16 protein-coding genes are annotated in these 13,888 nt (G+C 72.0%); 11 read left to right on the top strand and 5 right to left on the bottom strand.

Annotation, left to right across the window (positions count from 1 at the left end):
• The first annotated feature begins 1 nt into the window (after window position 1).
• The 7 genes from mshD to ACZ3HQ_RS15550 all read left to right on the top strand — a co-directional run bounded on the left by mshD (window position 2) and on the right by ACZ3HQ_RS15550 (window position 7,202).
• Complete coding sequence (gene mshD / locus ACZ3HQ_RS15580; protein ID WP_467511140.1) at window positions 2-928, top strand: mycothiol synthase; 927 nt, start codon at window positions 2-4, stop codon at window positions 926-928.
• A gap of 105 nt (window positions 929-1,033) precedes the next feature.
• The gene (locus tag ACZ3HQ_RS15575; protein ID WP_467511138.1) at window positions 1,034-1,420 is read left to right on the top strand and encodes a GntR family transcriptional regulator; all 387 of its coding nucleotides are present in this window, start codon (window positions 1,034-1,036) and stop codon (window positions 1,418-1,420) included.
• Complete coding sequence (locus tag ACZ3HQ_RS15570; protein WP_467511136.1) at window positions 1,417-2,301, top strand: ABC transporter ATP-binding protein; 885 nt, start codon at window positions 1,417-1,419, stop codon at window positions 2,299-2,301. Before ACZ3HQ_RS15575 ends, ACZ3HQ_RS15570 begins: the two co-directional genes overlap by 4 nt.
• Window positions 2,298-3,254 carry an ABC transporter permease gene (locus tag ACZ3HQ_RS15565; protein WP_467511134.1) on the top strand — a complete coding sequence of 319 codons (957 nt, stop codon included), beginning with the start codon at window positions 2,298-2,300 and terminating at the stop codon, window positions 3,252-3,254. Before ACZ3HQ_RS15570 ends, ACZ3HQ_RS15565 begins: the two co-directional genes overlap by 4 nt.
• Before the next feature lie 216 nt (window positions 3,255-3,470).
• Window positions 3,471-5,723 (top strand): RNA degradosome polyphosphate kinase, encoded by a 2,253-nt coding sequence (locus tag ACZ3HQ_RS15560; RefSeq protein ID WP_467511132.1) that lies wholly within the window; start codon window positions 3,471-3,473, stop codon window positions 5,721-5,723.
• Entirely contained in the window at window positions 5,704-6,747 is a 1,044-nt protein-coding gene (locus tag ACZ3HQ_RS15555; RefSeq protein WP_467511130.1) for a CHAD domain-containing protein, read from the top strand. The genes ACZ3HQ_RS15560 and ACZ3HQ_RS15555 overlap by 20 nt, the downstream gene beginning before the upstream one ends.
• A 23-nt stretch (window positions 6,748-6,770) precedes the next feature.
• Window positions 6,771-7,202, top strand: a complete 432-nt coding sequence (locus ACZ3HQ_RS15550) for an NUDIX hydrolase (RefSeq protein ID WP_467511128.1) — start codon at window positions 6,771-6,773, stop codon at window positions 7,200-7,202.
• Between the two features lie 26 nt (window positions 7,203-7,228).
• Here ACZ3HQ_RS15550 and ACZ3HQ_RS15545 read toward each other — a convergent pair whose 3' ends face one another.
• Window positions 7,229-7,393, bottom strand: coding sequence for a hypothetical protein (locus tag ACZ3HQ_RS15545; RefSeq protein ID WP_350904633.1), 165 nt, complete (start codon window positions 7,391-7,393; stop codon window positions 7,229-7,231).
• 155 nt (window positions 7,394-7,548) lie between these two features.
• Here ACZ3HQ_RS15545 and ACZ3HQ_RS15540 point away from each other — a divergent pair, with 155 nt between their 5' ends.
• A complete protein-coding gene (locus ACZ3HQ_RS15540) occupies window positions 7,549-8,421 on the top strand; it encodes an SCO4651 family lipoprotein (RefSeq protein ID WP_467511126.1) in 873 nt (290 codons plus the stop codon).
• A gap of 80 nt (window positions 8,422-8,501) precedes the next feature.
• Complete coding sequence (locus ACZ3HQ_RS15535) at window positions 8,502-8,675, top strand: hypothetical protein (protein WP_467511124.1); 174 nt, start codon at window positions 8,502-8,504, stop codon at window positions 8,673-8,675.
• On the opposite strand, the gene ACZ3HQ_RS15530 is transcribed toward ACZ3HQ_RS15535, so the two are convergent.
• Window positions 8,672-8,977 (bottom strand): metal-sensitive transcriptional regulator, encoded by a 306-nt coding sequence (locus ACZ3HQ_RS15530; protein ID WP_161190550.1) that lies wholly within the window; start codon window positions 8,975-8,977, stop codon window positions 8,672-8,674. The two genes, ACZ3HQ_RS15535 and ACZ3HQ_RS15530, sit on opposite strands and share 4 nt — an antisense overlap.
• Window positions 8,978-9,183: 206 nt before the next feature.
• Between ACZ3HQ_RS15530 and ACZ3HQ_RS15525 the strand changes: the two genes are divergently transcribed.
• Together ACZ3HQ_RS15525 and ACZ3HQ_RS15520 are read left to right on the top strand one after the other, a co-directional pair.
• Window positions 9,184-9,804, top strand: a complete 621-nt coding sequence (locus ACZ3HQ_RS15525; RefSeq protein WP_030804247.1) for a DUF47 domain-containing protein — start codon at window positions 9,184-9,186, stop codon at window positions 9,802-9,804.
• A gap of 7 nt (window positions 9,805-9,811) precedes the next feature.
• On the top strand, window positions 9,812-10,810 hold the full coding sequence (locus ACZ3HQ_RS15520) for an inorganic phosphate transporter (RefSeq protein WP_350904637.1): 999 nt from the start codon (window positions 9,812-9,814) through the stop codon (window positions 10,808-10,810).
• Between the two features lie 105 nt (window positions 10,811-10,915).
• On the opposite strand, the gene pstB is transcribed toward ACZ3HQ_RS15520, so the two are convergent.
• From pstB to pstC, 3 genes are read right to left on the bottom strand one after another with little or no spacing between them, the layout of a single operon-like run.
• A complete protein-coding gene (pstB, locus tag ACZ3HQ_RS15515; RefSeq protein WP_467511121.1) occupies window positions 10,916-11,692 on the bottom strand; it encodes a phosphate ABC transporter ATP-binding protein PstB in 777 nt (258 codons plus the stop codon).
• 36 nt (window positions 11,693-11,728) lie between these two features.
• Window positions 11,729-12,790 (bottom strand): phosphate ABC transporter permease PstA, encoded by a 1,062-nt coding sequence (gene pstA, locus ACZ3HQ_RS15510; protein ID WP_467511119.1) that lies wholly within the window; start codon window positions 12,788-12,790, stop codon window positions 11,729-11,731.
• Window positions 12,787-13,788: a phosphate ABC transporter permease subunit PstC gene (gene pstC, locus ACZ3HQ_RS15505; protein ID WP_467511117.1), complete on the bottom strand. Its 1,002-nt coding sequence runs from the start codon at window positions 13,786-13,788 to the stop codon at window positions 12,787-12,789. Before pstC ends, pstA begins: the two co-directional genes overlap by 4 nt.
• Window positions 13,789-13,888: the final 100 nt, after the last annotated feature.

Here is a 13,888-nt window from a genome sequence, read left to right as displayed (position 1 = left end):
CATGAGCAGCGACGACTCCGTACGGTCCATCCCCGCCCGCTCCCTTCAGACGCACGCCGCACTCACGCCGGGCCAGGCCGAGGCCGTGCTCGCACTCCTCGCCGAGGCCGCCCGCGCCGACGGGCAGCAGCCGGTGTCCGAGCAGGGCCGGCTGCAACTGCGCGGCGGCGCCCGCCCGGGCGTCTCCCATCTGCTGCTGTACGCCGGGGACGACCTGGTCGGCTACGCCCAGTTGGAGGACACCGACCCGGTGGAGGCACCCGCCGCCGAGCTGGTCGTACGCCCCTCGCACCGGGGACACGGGCACGGCCGGGCGCTCGGCACCGCGCTGCTGGCCGCCTCCGGCAAGCGGCTGCGCGTCTGGGCGCACGGCGGCCACCCGGCGGCCCGGCACCTGACCCAGGTGCTCGGCCTGACCCTGTTCCGCGAACTGCGCCAGATGCGGCGCCCGTTGACCGACCTGGACCTGCCCGACCCCGTCCTGCCCGAGGGCGTGACGGTACGGACCTTCGAGCCCGGCCGGGACGAGGAGGCGTGGCTCGCGGTCAACGCGGCGGCGTTCGCCCACCACCCGGAGCAGGGTTCGCTGACCCGGCGCGACCTGGACGACCGGGAGAGCGAGGCGTGGTTCGACCCGGCCGGGTTCTTCCTGGCCGAGCAGGACGGCGAGCTGGTCGGCTTCCACTGGACCAAGGCGCACGCCGAGGAGGGGCTCGGCGAGGTGTACGTGGTCGGGGTGCGCCCCGGCCGCCAGGGCGGCGGCCTCGGCAAGGCGCTCACCACGATCGGCCTGCGCCACCTGGCCGGGCGCGGCCTGCCCACCGCGATGCTCTACGTCGACGCGGACAACAAGGCCGCGGTGTCGGTGTACGAGCGGCTGGGCTTCACCACCCACGAGACGGACCTGATGTACCGCACGGAGACGTGAACCCTCCCTGACCTGGACCGAGTTGAGGGGCGCCCGGAGCTTGACGGGCGCCCCTCTTCTGCATCACTCTTCCACTACTCAATTAGTGAAAGGGTGGTTCAGCGCGTGGTCGAATACCGCATCGACCGGCACAGCGGGGTCGCCACCTACGTGCAGATCGTCCAGCAGACCAAGCAGGCCCTGCGCCTCGGACTGCTGCGCCCCGGAGACCAACTGCCCACCGCCCGTGAGGTCGTGGAGGCCACCGCCATCAACCCCAACACCGTCCTGAAGGCGTACCGCGAGCTGGAGCGGGAGGGACTGGTGGAGGCGCGGCGCGGGATGGGCACCTTCGTCCGCCGCTCGCTCGGCGCCGCCCCGGCCGACTCGCCGCTGCGGGCCGAGCTGGAGGAGTGGGCGGCGCGCGCGGTCGGTGCCGGGTGGGACCGGGACGACATGGCGGCCCTCTTCACGGCCGTCCTCGACAAGAACTTCCAGGGAGAACGTTCATGAGCGACACCGCGATCGAGGCGGTCGGCCTCGGCAGACGGTACGGGCGCCGGGAGAACTGGGCGCTGCGGGACTGCTCGTTCCGGCTGCCCGCCGGGCGGGTGTGTGCCGTGGTGGGCCCCAACGGGGCTGGCAAAAGTACCCTGTTCGCCATCGCGGCCGGTCTCATGCCGCCCACTGAGGGCGAGTTGCGGGTCCTGGGCACCTCGCCGGCCGAGGCGCGGCCCCGCGTGGGTTACGTCGCGCAGGCCAAGCCGCTGTATCCGCAGCTCACGGTCGCGGAGACGCTGCGGATGGGTGCCGATCTCAACCCCGGCCGCTGGGACGCGGCCGGTGCGGAGCGGATCGTCGCCGGGGGCGAGCTGGACCCCGGTGCGCGGATACGGTCCCTCTCCGGCGGCCAGCGCACCCGCGTCGCGCTCGCCCTCGCACTGGGCAAACGGCCCGAACTCCTGCTGCTGGACGAGCCGATGGCCGACCTCGACCCCCTCGCCCGGCACGATCTGATGGGCGTGCTGATGGGCACGGCCGCCGAGCACGGCACCACCATCGCCATGTCCTCCCATGTCGTCGCCGAGGTGGAGGAGTCCTGCGACCACCTGCTGCTCGTCGGCTCCGGCCGGGTGCGGCTGGCCGGGGACATCGACGGGCTGCTCGCGGCCCACCTGCGCGTCGCGGGCTCCGCCGAGGAGGGCGCGCTGACCGGGCACACGGTGGTCGACTCCCGTACCACCGGGCGGCAGCTCTCCGCGCTGATCCGGCCGACGGGGCCGCTCCCGGGCGACTGGCGCACCGGGCGCCCCACCCTGGAGGACCTCGTCCTCGCCCACCTGCGCGGCGCGGACGCGCCCGCGCTCACCCTGAACGAGGAGCGTGCCGCGTGAGCAGCCTTTCCGTTTCCGCCCGCTGGACGTTCCGGCTGCACCGGTGGGCGCTGGTCACCTGGGCGGTCCTGGTAGTCGTGGGCGCCGGGCTTCTGGCGTGGCTGGCGGGGCCGCTCGTGGACCAGGCCGCGCGAGGCTGGCAGCAGGTCCAGGCATGTGGTGAAGGGCCGTGCAGCGTCCGCGACGACGGCTTGAGCCTCTACATGAGCACGTACGACCTGGTGACCGACGCGCTGTTCCTCATGCCGTTCCTGGTGGCCGCCTGGGCGGGTGCCACCCTGACCGCGCGGGAGCTGGAGTCCGGCACCGCGCCGCTGGCCTGGACCCAGGGCATCACCCCGGCCCGCTGGCTCGCCTCCCGGCTGGCGCTCCCGGCCGTGGTCGTCACCGCGGGCGCGGGCCTGCTGGTGGCCCTGCACCGCTACGCGTGGTCGTCGTCCGAGGGCCGGACGGGTACCCGCGCGGGCTGGTGGCTGCTGCGCACCTTCTACGCCAACGGTCCCGCCCTGGTCGCCGTCTGCCTGGCCGCCCTCGCCCTGGGTGCGCTGACCGGCCTGCTGGTCCCGCGCACGCTGCCCGCCCTCGGCATCACCGTCGCCGTCACCGCGCTGCTGTTCACCGCCGCCCACTGGCTCATGCCGTACCTGTGGCCGTCGGTGACCGAGGTGAACGACTTCGGCGACGGCTATGCGGGCGAGTTCTCCGGTATCGAGGTCACGCATGGCATGGTGACCAGCACCGGGACCCACGTGCCCACCCCCTACTGCGCGGCCGACATCACGGACCGGTGCGAGCGGCTCTACGAGCGCCATGGCGGCACCGGGTTCTTCTCCTCGTACCACCCCGAATCCCACTACTGGCCCCTCCAGCTCACCACCAGCGCCCTGCTGCTGGTCGTGACCGCCCTGCTCACCGCCGCCTCCTTCGTGGTGCTGCGGCGGCGTACCGGCTGACCGGCGGGGGCGGCCCCTGGGGGCCGCCCCCCGATTTCCCGCACGTCATGTGCCCGTAACCCTTGATTCAGAACCGCTTGCGACCCTCGGGCGATGGAACCCGTGGCCCCCCACTTTCAGCCGCGGCCCGAGGGGGCCGAGGGTGGCGCGTCCGTTCCCGCGGATCACTTGAGAACAGACGCTGCCGTAACGCCCCTGGCGCGGAAGAATGGGTTCATGAGTCAGCGAGAAGCCCAGGTACCGGCCCACCCGTCCCCCGACGCCACCCTGCGGCCGCAGCCCCCCGTGGGCTCGATCGCGGCCCACCGGCCGCACACGGTCGCGGCGACCGTATCCGACCTGGAACCCGATCTCGACGCCGGCCTCGACGTGTACGAGGAGCGGGTCACCGACGGCGCCCCGCTGCCCCAGGGCCGCTTCCTGGACCGGGAGCGGAGCTGGCTCGCCTTCAACGAACGCGTGCTGGAGCTGGCCGAGGACCCCACCACCCCGCTGCTGGAGCGCGCCAACTTCCTCGCGATCTTCGCCAGCAACCTGGACGAGTTCTTCATGGTCCGGGTGGCCGGTCTGAAGCGCCGCATCGCCACCGGGGTCGCCACCCGCTCCGCCTCCGGTCTCCAGCCCCGCGAGGTGCTGGAGATGATCTGGTCCCGCTCGCGCGAGCTGATGGCGCGGCACGCCGCCTGCTACCACGAGGACGTCGCCCCCGCGCTCGCGGAGGAGGGCATCCACCTGGTCCGCTGGAGCGAGCTGACCGACAAGGAGCAGGCCCGCCTGTTCACCCTGTTCCGGCACCAGATCTTCCCGGTGCTGACCCCGCTCGCCGTGGACCCCGCGCACCCCTTCCCGTACATCTCCGGCCTCTCGCTGAACCTGGCCGTGGTCGTACGGAACCCGGTCAGCGGCCACAAGCACTTCGCCCGGGTGAAGGTGCCCCCGCTGCTGTCCCGCTTCCTGGAGAGCAGCCCCGGCCGGTTCGTCCCGCTGGAGGACGTGATCGGGGCGCACCTGGAGGAGCTGTTCCCCGGCATGGAGGTGCTGGAGCACCACGCCTTCCGGCTCACCCGCAACGAGGACCTGGAGGTCGAGGAGGACGACGCGGAGAACCTGCTCCAGGCGCTGGAGAAGGAACTCATGCGGCGCCGCTTCGGGCCCCCGGTGCGCCTGGAGGTCGAGGAGGACATCGACCGCGAGGTGCTGGACCTCCTGGTGCGCGAGCTGAAGATCTCCGAGGCCGAGGTCTACCCGCTGCCCGGCCCGCTCGACCTCACCGGCCTCTTCCGCATCCACAGCCTGGACCGACCGGAGCTGAAGTACCGCAAGTTCATCGCGGGCACCCACCGCGACCTCTCCGAGGTGGAGTCCGCCTCCGCACCGGACATCTTCGCCGCGCTGCGCCAGCGGGACGTGCTGCTGCACCACCCGTACGACTCCTTCTCCACCTCGGTGCAGGCGTTCCTGGAGCAGGCCGCGCAGGACCCGGACGTGCTGGCGATCAAGCAGACGCTGTACCGCACCTCCGGCGACTCCCCGATAGTGGACGCCCTGATCGACGCGGCCGAGTCCGGCAAGCAGGTTCTCGTCCTGGTCGAGATCAAGGCCCGCTTCGACGAGCACGCCAACATCAAGTGGGCGCGCAAGCTGGAGGAGGCCGGCTGCCACGTCGTCTACGGCCTGGTCGGGCTGAAGACGCACTGCAAGCTGTCGCTGGTGGTCCGCCAGGAGGGCGAGACCCTGCGCCGCTACAGCCACGTCGGCACCGGCAACTACCACCCGAAGACGGCCCGGCTGTACGAGGACCTCGGGCTGCTCACCGCCGACCCGCAGGTCGGCGCGGACCTCTCCGACCTCTTCAACCGGCTCTCCGGCTACTCCCGCCGCGAGACCTACCGCCGGCTGCTGGTGGCCCCCAAGTCCCTGCGGGACGGCCTGATATCGCGCATCGACAAGGAGATCCAGCACCACCGCGCGGGCCGTCCGGCCTTCGTCAAGATCAAGGTCAACTCCATGGTCGACGAGGCGATCATCGACGCCTGCTACCGGGCCTCCCAGGCGGGCGTCCCGGTCGACGTCTGGGTGCGCGGCATCTGCGCGATACGGCCCGGCGTGGAGGGGCTCTCGGAGAACATCCGGGTCCGCTCGATCCTCGGCCGGTTCCTGGAGCACTCCCGTGTGTTCGCCTTCGGCAACGGCGGCGAGCCCGAAGTCTGGTTCGGCAGCGCCGACATGATGCACCGCAACCTCGACCGCCGGATCGAGGCGCTGGTCCGGGTCACCGACCCCGGCCACCGGGCGTCCCTCAACCGCCTGCTGGACACCGGCATGTCCGACACCACCGCCTCCTGGCACCTGGGCCCCGACGGCGAGTGGACCCGGCACGCGACCGACGCCGACGGACACCCCCTGCGCAACGTACAGGAGATGCTCATTGACGCCCGGAGGCGCCGGCGTGGCACCACGACACCCTGACCGTCCCCACCCGGAGACCGTCCCGGCGGGGGCCGCCGTCCCCGCCGGTACGGCCCCCGCCGGGGACGACCTCGCCGCGTATCTCCGGGCGCAGGCGACCGAGTTCCTGCGCGCGCTGCGGGCCCAGCGGGAGAACGGCAACGGGGCCGAGGGAGCCGCCGACGCGGGGCGGGCGCTGCGCCGTTCCGCCCGCCGGATCAGCGCCGCCCTGCACACCTTCCGGACCCTGCTCGACCCCGCCTGGGCCGACTCGATGCGGCCCGAACTGGCCTGGGTGTCCGGCACCTTGGCGCTGGAGCACTCCCAAGAGGCCCGGCTGGACCGGCTGTTGCTCGCGCTGCACCGGCTCTCGGGGTCGACTCCGGTGCCGGTGGGGGCCGTGGTGCACGCGGGTGCCCCGGCGCCCGTTCCCGAGCGGGGCAGTCTCACCGTCGGCGCGGTCAAGGCGGGCGCGCTGCTGGAGCGCCGGCTCACCCTGGCCCGGACCCGCGCCCACTCCGCCGCGCTGGAGGCGCTGGGCTCCGCCCGCTTCCACGCCGTCGCCGACCGGGTCGCCCTGCTGGCCAGTGAGGTCCCGCTGGCGCCGGGTGCCGCGACCGCCGACCTGCGCCCGCCGGCCGCGGCCGCCGAGGACCGGCTCGCCGGTGCCGTCTCGGTGCTGCCCCTGGTCACCGCCGGGGACCCCTACAACGCGCAGGCCCTGATCCACGGCCTCTCCCCCGACCCCGCCCCGCACCCCCAGGACGGCCCCTGGCACCAGGTACGGCTCCTGCTCCGCCTGCACCGCTACGCCCGCGAGATCCCGCACACCGCCCCCGCCGACCCCCGTCTGCGCCCCGCCGCCGAGGCCCTCACCCGCCACCGCGACGCCGCCGAGGCCGCCGCCGAGGCCGCCCAGGCCGCCCGCACCCCCCGCATCGCACCGGCCACCGCCTACGCCCTCGGCGTCCTCCACGCCGACCAACGCCACGAGGTCGAAGCCGCGAGATTCACCTTCCAGCAGACCTGGCAGCAGATGCCCTGACCCCCTGACCCCGAGGAGCCCCCGTGCCCAGCGGCCCCCACGCGCTCCCCAAGCTCATCCGTGCCGCCGGCTGCGTCCTGTGGCGCCGGGCGCCCGGCACCGGCGCCCTCGAGGTGTGTCTCGTGCACCGGCCCCGCTACGACGACTGGTCGCATCCCAAGGGCAAGCTGAAGCGCGGGGAGTCCGCTCAGGCGGCGGCCGTGCGGGAGGTGGGCGAAGAGACGGGCTACGCGGCCGAGCTGGGGGCGGAGCTGCCGACGCTGCGGTATCCGGTCGACGGACGCCCCAAGCAGGTGCGGTACTGGGCCGCCGAGGCCGTCTCCGGGGCGTTCGTGCCCAACTCCGAGGTGGACCGGGTGGTGTGGCTGGCGCCCGCCGAGGCGCGTACCCGGATCAGCCACCCCCGTGACCGCGATCTCCTCGACGCCCTCACCCAGCGGCTCGAACACCACTGAAAGCGGGGGCAAAAAGACGGGTGCGCTCAGGCTCCCCCGTGGTGACCCTCCGCGTCCGTCCGCGCCTGGCTGCGCGCCCGCCGGGCGGGCCCCCGCCAGCCGCAACTGCACCGCGCCACGCAGAAGCGCCCCTGCTCGGTCGTCTCCGTACGGTGTTCCCGCGCCCCCTCGGGGCCCTCCTCAGACGCCACGGCGCCACGCTACCGGCCGCGCTCCGGGACGTGCGCACGCCCCCTCCCGCCTCCTTTCGGGGACCGGACGGCGCGTGACAACACTCCCTACCCGTCGTTAACCGGAACGACAGGGGGCCAGTGACGGACATAACCGGCTGGGGGTAAGGCAGGCCATGGATCGGCGGCAGCACACGCGCGCGGGCAGGACGGGCGTCGCGGTGGGGATCATGGGACTCACGGTCGGGCTCGGGGCGGGCGCCTCGGGGTGTTCCGGCAGCGGGGCCGCCGCCGAGGGGGTGAACGGCGCGGGCGGCGAGCCGGTGGCCGTGCTCCGGCAGGCCGCCGACACCCTGCGCGCGGCGGGCACCGCCCGGGCCACCACCTCCATGGAGATGGCCACCGGCGGCACCCGGGTCACCATCCGGGGCCGGGGCGTCTACGACTTCAGGCGGCGCCTGGGCGAACTGACCGTGGTCCTCCCGGCGGACCCCACCGGCACCCCGGAGCACCGGCCCATCACCGAACTCCTCGCCCCCGGCGCCCTGTTCATGAAGAACCGGGGCGCGGGCGTGCCCGCCGACAAATGGGTCCGGATGGAGGCGGCCACGGCCTCCGACGGCAACCTGGTCACCGGCGGCGCGACGGACCCGTACGCCGCCGCCGAGGTGCTGCGCGGGACCCGTACCGCGGCCTACGTGGGCCGCACCAGCGTCGGCGGCACCGCCGTACGGCACTACCGGGGCACCGCCGACCTGGCGGGCGCGGCCCGCGCGGCCTCGACGGACAACCGGGCGCCGCTCGCGGCGGCGGCGAAGGGGTTCGCCACGGCCGAGGTCCCCTTCGACGCGTACCTGGACGACGAGGGACGCATCCGCAAGCTCCGCCAGCGCTTCAGCTTCGTCAACGGACGGCAGGCCGCGGCCGTGGCGGTCGCCTCCACCACCCTGCTGCACGCCTTCGGCACCGAGGTCGACGTGACGCTGCCGCGCGAGGCCGACATCTACGCGGGCCGTCTCGCGGAGGGCCAGGGGGCCCCGGCGGACTAGCCCGTCCGTGCCATGCGCGGCGCGTGGCGCGATCCCTACTCTAGGAAGCCGGTACCGGCAGGCAGGACCAAGAGGAAGAGGTGACGCGCGTGGCTCCGGTCGGCGGTACGGCGGTGCAGGACCACGTTGCCCTCGCGGAGATAGAGCTGTGCGGCGAGCTGATCATCGCCGCCTCGGCCGCCGAGGACCGGCTGAGCCTGGCGAGCATAGACGAGGTGCTCCGGGTCACCGAGGAGCGCGGAGCGCTCGCCTAGGTGCGCAGCAGCCGCCCGATCGCCTTCGTCGCCTCGTCGACCTTCGCGTCGATCTCCCCGCCGCCCTTGACGGCCGCGTCCGCGACGCAGTGCCGCAGGTGCTCCTCCAGCAACTGGAGCGCGAAGGACTGGAGCGCCTTGGTGGAGGCGGAGACCTGGGTGAGCACGTCGATGCAGTACGTGTCCTCCTCCACCATCCGCTGGAGCCCCCGGATCTGGCCCTCGATCCGGCGCAGCCGCTTGAGGTGCTCGTCCTTCTGGTGGTGGTAACCGTGCGTGGCGCCGGCCTCGGTCGTCGTCATCGCGGGCCTCCATCTCGGGACGGGCGGGGACAGATACCCCTGGTGGGTATATCGTAACGAATTCCACGGGGTAGCGGACCGGTCGAAGGTCCCCCGTGCCGAGCACTGTGCCCGATGGGCGACACTGGGGGATGGCCCGATAGCCGTGGCCGGATGATGCGCCTAGCATCAGCCTGACCGAAACCAAAGCATCCCGAGGACCACACGTGCGCTTTCGTCTGACCCCCAGGGAGACGAGCTTCTACGACATGTTCGCCGCGTCCGCGGACAACATCGTCACCGGCTCGAAGCTCCTGATGGAACTGCTCGGGGCGGACTCCTCCGCCCGAGCCGAGATCGCTGAGCGTATGCGGGCCGCGGAACACGCCGGTGACGACGCCACGCACGCGATCTTCCACCAGCTCAACTCCTCCTTCATCACGCCGTTCGACCGCGAGGACATCTACAACCTCGCCTCGTCGCTCGACGACATCATGGACTTCATGGAGGAGGCCGTCGACCTGGTCGTCCTCTACAACATCGAGGAGCTGCCGAAGGGCGTCGAGCAGCAGATCGAGGTGCTGGCGCGGGCCGCGGTGCTGACGGCGGAGGCCATGCCGAACCTGCGCACCATGTCCAACCTCACCGAGTACTGGATCGAGGTCAACCGGCTGGAGAACCAGGCCGACCAGATCCACCGCAAGCTGCTCGCCCAGCTCTTCAACGGCAAGTACGACGCGATCGAGGTGCTGAAGCTCAAGCAGGTCGTGGACGTGCTGGAAGAGGCGGCGGACGCGTTCGAGCACGTGGCGAACACGGTGGAGACCATCGCCGTCAAGGAGTCCTGAGGCGTCGATGGACACCTTCGCTCTGATCGTGACCGTCGCGGTCGCGCTCGGTTTCACGTACACCAACGGCTTCCACGACTCCGCGAACGCGATCGCCACCTCGGTGTCGACGCGCGCGCTGACCCCGCGCGCCGCGCTGGCGATGGCGGCCGTGATGAACCTGGCCGGTGCCTTCCTCGGCTCCGGCGTCGCCAAGACCGTCTCCGAGGGCCTGATCGAGACCCCGCACGGCTCGAAGGGGATGGCCATCCTCTTCGCCGCGCTGATCGGCGCGATCGTGTGGAACCTCGCCACCTGGTACTTCGGCCTGCCCTCGTCGTCCTCCCACGCGCTGTTCGGCGGCATGGTGGGCGCGGCGCTGGCGGGCGGCATCGACGTGCTGTGGAGCGGGGTGGTCGAGAAGATCGTCATCCCGATGTTCCTCTCCCCGGTGGTCGGTCTCATCGGCGGCTACCTGGTGATGACGGCCATCCTCTGGCTGTTCCGCAACGCCAACCCGCACAAGGCCAAGCGCGGTTTCCGCATAGCCCAGACGGTGTCGGCGGCGGGCATGGCGCTCGGCCACGGTCTCCAGGACGCGCAGAAGACCATGGGTGTCGTGGTGCTCGCCCTGGTGATCTCCGGCAACGAGACCTTCGGCGATCCGATCCCGGTCTGGGTCAAGATCGCCTGTGCGCTGATGCTGTCGCTGGGCACCTACGCGGGCGGCTGGCGCATCATGCGCACCCTCGGCCGCAAGATCATCGAGCTGGACCCGCCGCAGGGCTTCGCCGCCGAGGCGACCGGCGCGTCGATCATGTTCACCACGGCGTTCCTGTTCAAGGCGCCGATCTCCACGACCCATGTCATCACCTCGGCGATCATGGGTGTGGGCGCGACCAAGCGGGTCAACGCGGTCCGCTGGGGCGTCGCCAAGAACATCGTGCTCGGCTGGTTCATCACCATGCCGGCCGCCGCGCTGGTCGCGGCGGGCGCCTTCGAGCTGGTCAATCTGGCCGTGCTGTAGGACCCCGCGCACGGAGAAAGGGCCCGCCCCCAGAACACTGGGGGCGGGCCCTTCTCACTTCCTCGCGGTGGCACCGCCATGCAGCACCGCGAGGGGCTCGGCGGCTCAGCCGAAGCGGCCGGAGATGTAGTCCTCCGTCGCCTGGACCGACGGGTTGGAGAAGATCCGCTCGGTGTCGTCGATCTCCACCAGCCGGCCCGGCTGCCCCACCCCGGCCAGGTTGAAGAAGGCCGTACGGTCCGAGACGCGCGCCGCCTGCTGCATGTTGTGCGTCACGATGACGATCGTGAACCGCTCCTTCAGCTCGCCGATCAGGTCCTCGATCGCGAGGGTGGAGATCGGGTCGAGCGCGGAGCAGGGCTCGTCCATCAGCAGCACCCTCGGCTGCACGGCGATGGCGCGCGCGATGCACAGCCGCTGCTGCTGGCCGCCGGAGAGGCCGGAGCCGGGCTTGTTCAGCCGGTCCTTGACCTCGTTCCACAGGTTGGCGCCGCGCAGCGACTTCTCCACCACGTCGTCCAGCTCGCTCTTGCGGTGGCCGCCGTTCAGGCGCAGGCCCGCCGCCACGTTCTCGAAGATGGACATGGTGGGGAACGGGTTCGGGCGCTGGAACACCATGCCGACCTCGCGCCGCACCGACACCGGGTCGACGCCGCTGCCATACAGGTCCTCGTCGTCCAGCAGCACCTTGCCCTCGACGCGGCCGCCGGGGGTCACCTCGTGCATCCGGTTCAGGGTGCGCAGGAACGTCGACTTGCCGCAGCCGGAGGGGCCGATGAACGCCGTCACCGAACGCGGTTCCACGGTCATCGAGATGTCCTCGATCGCCTTGTGGGCGCCGTAGAAGGCGGTGAGTCCGCTCACATCGATTCGCTTGGCCATTGCTTCACTTCCAGTCGGTCACTGAGGGGGCCGCGGTCAGCGACCGGTCTTGGGGGCCTTCCAGCGGGCGATGCCGCGGGCCACCAGGTTGAGGATCATCACGAACGCGATCAGCGTCAGCGAAGCGGCCCAGGCACGGTCGTAGGCCGCTCCCGAGCCCGCGCTCTGCGCGTACTGCTGGTAGATGTACAGCGGCAGCGACGCCTGGGCGCCCTCGAAGGGGTTGGCGTTGATGAAGGGGTTGCCGAACACCAGCAGCAGCACCGGGGCGGTCTCGCCCGCGATCCGGGCGACGGCCAGCATGACGCCGGTCGTGATGCCGCCGAGCGAGGTCGGCAGGACCACCTTGAGGATGGTCCGCCACTTCGGGATGCCGAGCGCCAGGGACGCCTCGCGCAGTTCGTTCGGGACCAGCTTCAGCATCTCCTCGGTGGAGCGCACCACCACCGGCATCATCAGGATCGCCAGGGCCAGCGAACCGGCGAACCCGAAGGGCTGGAGGTCGAGGATCAGCATCAGGCTGAGGATGAACAGGCCCGCGACGATGGACGGGATGCCCGTCATCACGTCCACGAAGAAGGTCACCGCCAGGGCGAGCCTGCCCCGGCCGTACTCCACCAGGTAGATCGCGGTGAGCACACCGATCGGGGCACCGATCGCGGTGGCGAGGCCGACCTGCTCCAGGCTGCCGAGGATGGCGTGGTAGATGCCGCCGCCCGGCTCGGAGTCGGCGACCAGGCCCATGGAGTGGCTGAGGAAGTAGCCGTCGAGGACCTTCACACCGCGCGAGACGGTCGTCCAGACCAGCGACACCAGCGGGACCACGGCCAGCAGGAACGCCACCCAGACCAGCGCGGTGGCGACCCGGTCCTTGGCCTGGCGGCGGCCCTCCACGCGGGTCGCGACCAGGTAGGTGCCGAGGACGAACAGCAGCGCGGCGATCAGGCCCCACTGGACGTGGCTGGTGAGGCCCGCCACCAGGCCGATGCCCACGGCCAGGGCGACCGAGCCGGCCGCGACGGCCCACAGGGACCACTTCGGCAGCCCGGCGCCGCGCCGCACACCGGCGCCGTCACGGGGAGAAAGTGCGGTGCTCATGCGTTGGCCCCCGAGTACTCCTTGCGGCGGGCGATGATCGCGCGGGCCGCGCCGTTGACCAGCAGGGTGATGACGAACAGGACCAGACCGGAGGCGATCAGCGCGTCCCGGCCCTGCACGGACGCCTCACCGAACTTGGAGGCGATGTTCTGGGCGAAGGTGCCGCCGCCGGGGTCGAGCAGGCTGGCCTGGATGTCGTAGCTCGGGGAGAGCACGGTGGCCACGGCCATCGTCTCGCCGAGCGCGCGGCCGAGGCCGAGCATCGCGGCCGAGATCACACCGGAGCGCCCGAAGGGCAGCACCGCCATGCGGACGACCTCCCACCGGGTGGCGCCGAGCGCCAGCGCGGCCTCCTCGTGCATCCGGGGCACCTGGCGGAAGACCTCGCGGCTTACGTTGGTGATGATCGGCAGGATCATGATCGCCAGCAGGATGCCGACGGTGAGCATCGCGCGCGGGGCGCCGCCGTTCCAGGCGAAGATCCCGGTCCAGCCGAGGAACTGGTCCAGCCAGCCGTACAGGCCCTGCATGTGCGGGACGAGGATCAGGGCGCCCCACAGGCCGTAGACGATCGAGGGCACGGCGGCGAGCAGGTCGATCACATAGGCGATCGGGCCGCTCAGCCGGCGCGGGGCGTAGTGCGTGAGGAACAGCGCGATGGCCACCGCGACCGGCAGGGCCAGCCCCATGGCGACGATCGAGGAGACGACCGTGCCGAAGGCCAGCACCGCGATGCCGAAGACCGGCGGGTCGGTGTTGGTGTTCCACTCGAAGGTGGTCAGGAAGTTGCCGTCGTCGGCGCTGATCGCCAGGCACGCCCGGTAGGTGAGGAAGACCGCGATCGCGGCCATGATCACCAGCAGCAGGATGCCCGAGCCGCGCGAGAGGGCCAGGAAGATCCGGTCGCCGGGGCGGGTCACGCCCCGGGCGGTCCGCCGCTCGTCGGCGTCGGGCCGGGGGGCGGAGGGGGGTACTTGGGTGGTCGTCGATATGTCCATCGGGTTCTCCGGTCTGCTGAGCCGCGCGGGGCGGCTCGGGCGGCGGTGCACCGGACGGTGCGCCCGGCCCCGGGCAGCGGGGCCGGTGCGCACACTCGGG

It is taken from the genome of Streptomyces sp. NPDC018263, from assembly GCF_055562575.1.
Note: the sequence above shows the minus strand (reverse complement) of the source record. Positions and strands in the feature narration are given on the sequence as shown.

Bases quoted from the DNA above. Each gene is read 5' to 3' on its own strand.
- pstC (WP_467511117.1), bottom strand. From the start codon at position 13,788: ATGGACATATCGACGACCACCCAAGTACCCCCCTCCGCCCCCCGGCCC.
- pstA (WP_467511119.1), bottom strand. From the start codon at position 12,790: ATGAGCACCGCACTTTCTCCCCGTGACGGCGCCGGTGTGCGGCGCGGC.
- mshD (WP_467511140.1), top strand. From the start codon at position 2: ATGAGCAGCGACGACTCCGTACGGTCCATCCCCGCCCGCTCCCTTCAG.
- ACZ3HQ_RS15560 (WP_467511132.1), top strand. From the start codon at position 3,471: ATGAGTCAGCGAGAAGCCCAGGTACCGGCCCACCCGTCCCCCGACGCC.
- ACZ3HQ_RS15540 (WP_467511126.1), top strand. From the start codon at position 7,549: ATGGATCGGCGGCAGCACACGCGCGCGGGCAGGACGGGCGTCGCGGTG.
- ACZ3HQ_RS15520 (WP_350904637.1), top strand. From the start codon at position 9,812: ATGGACACCTTCGCTCTGATCGTGACCGTCGCGGTCGCGCTCGGTTTC.
- pstB (WP_467511121.1), bottom strand. From the start codon at position 11,692: ATGGCCAAGCGAATCGATGTGAGCGGACTCACCGCCTTCTACGGCGCC.
- ACZ3HQ_RS15570 (WP_467511136.1), top strand. From the start codon at position 1,417: ATGAGCGACACCGCGATCGAGGCGGTCGGCCTCGGCAGACGGTACGGG.
- ACZ3HQ_RS15530 (WP_161190550.1), bottom strand. From the start codon at position 8,977: ATGACGACGACCGAGGCCGGCGCCACGCACGGTTACCACCACCAGAAG.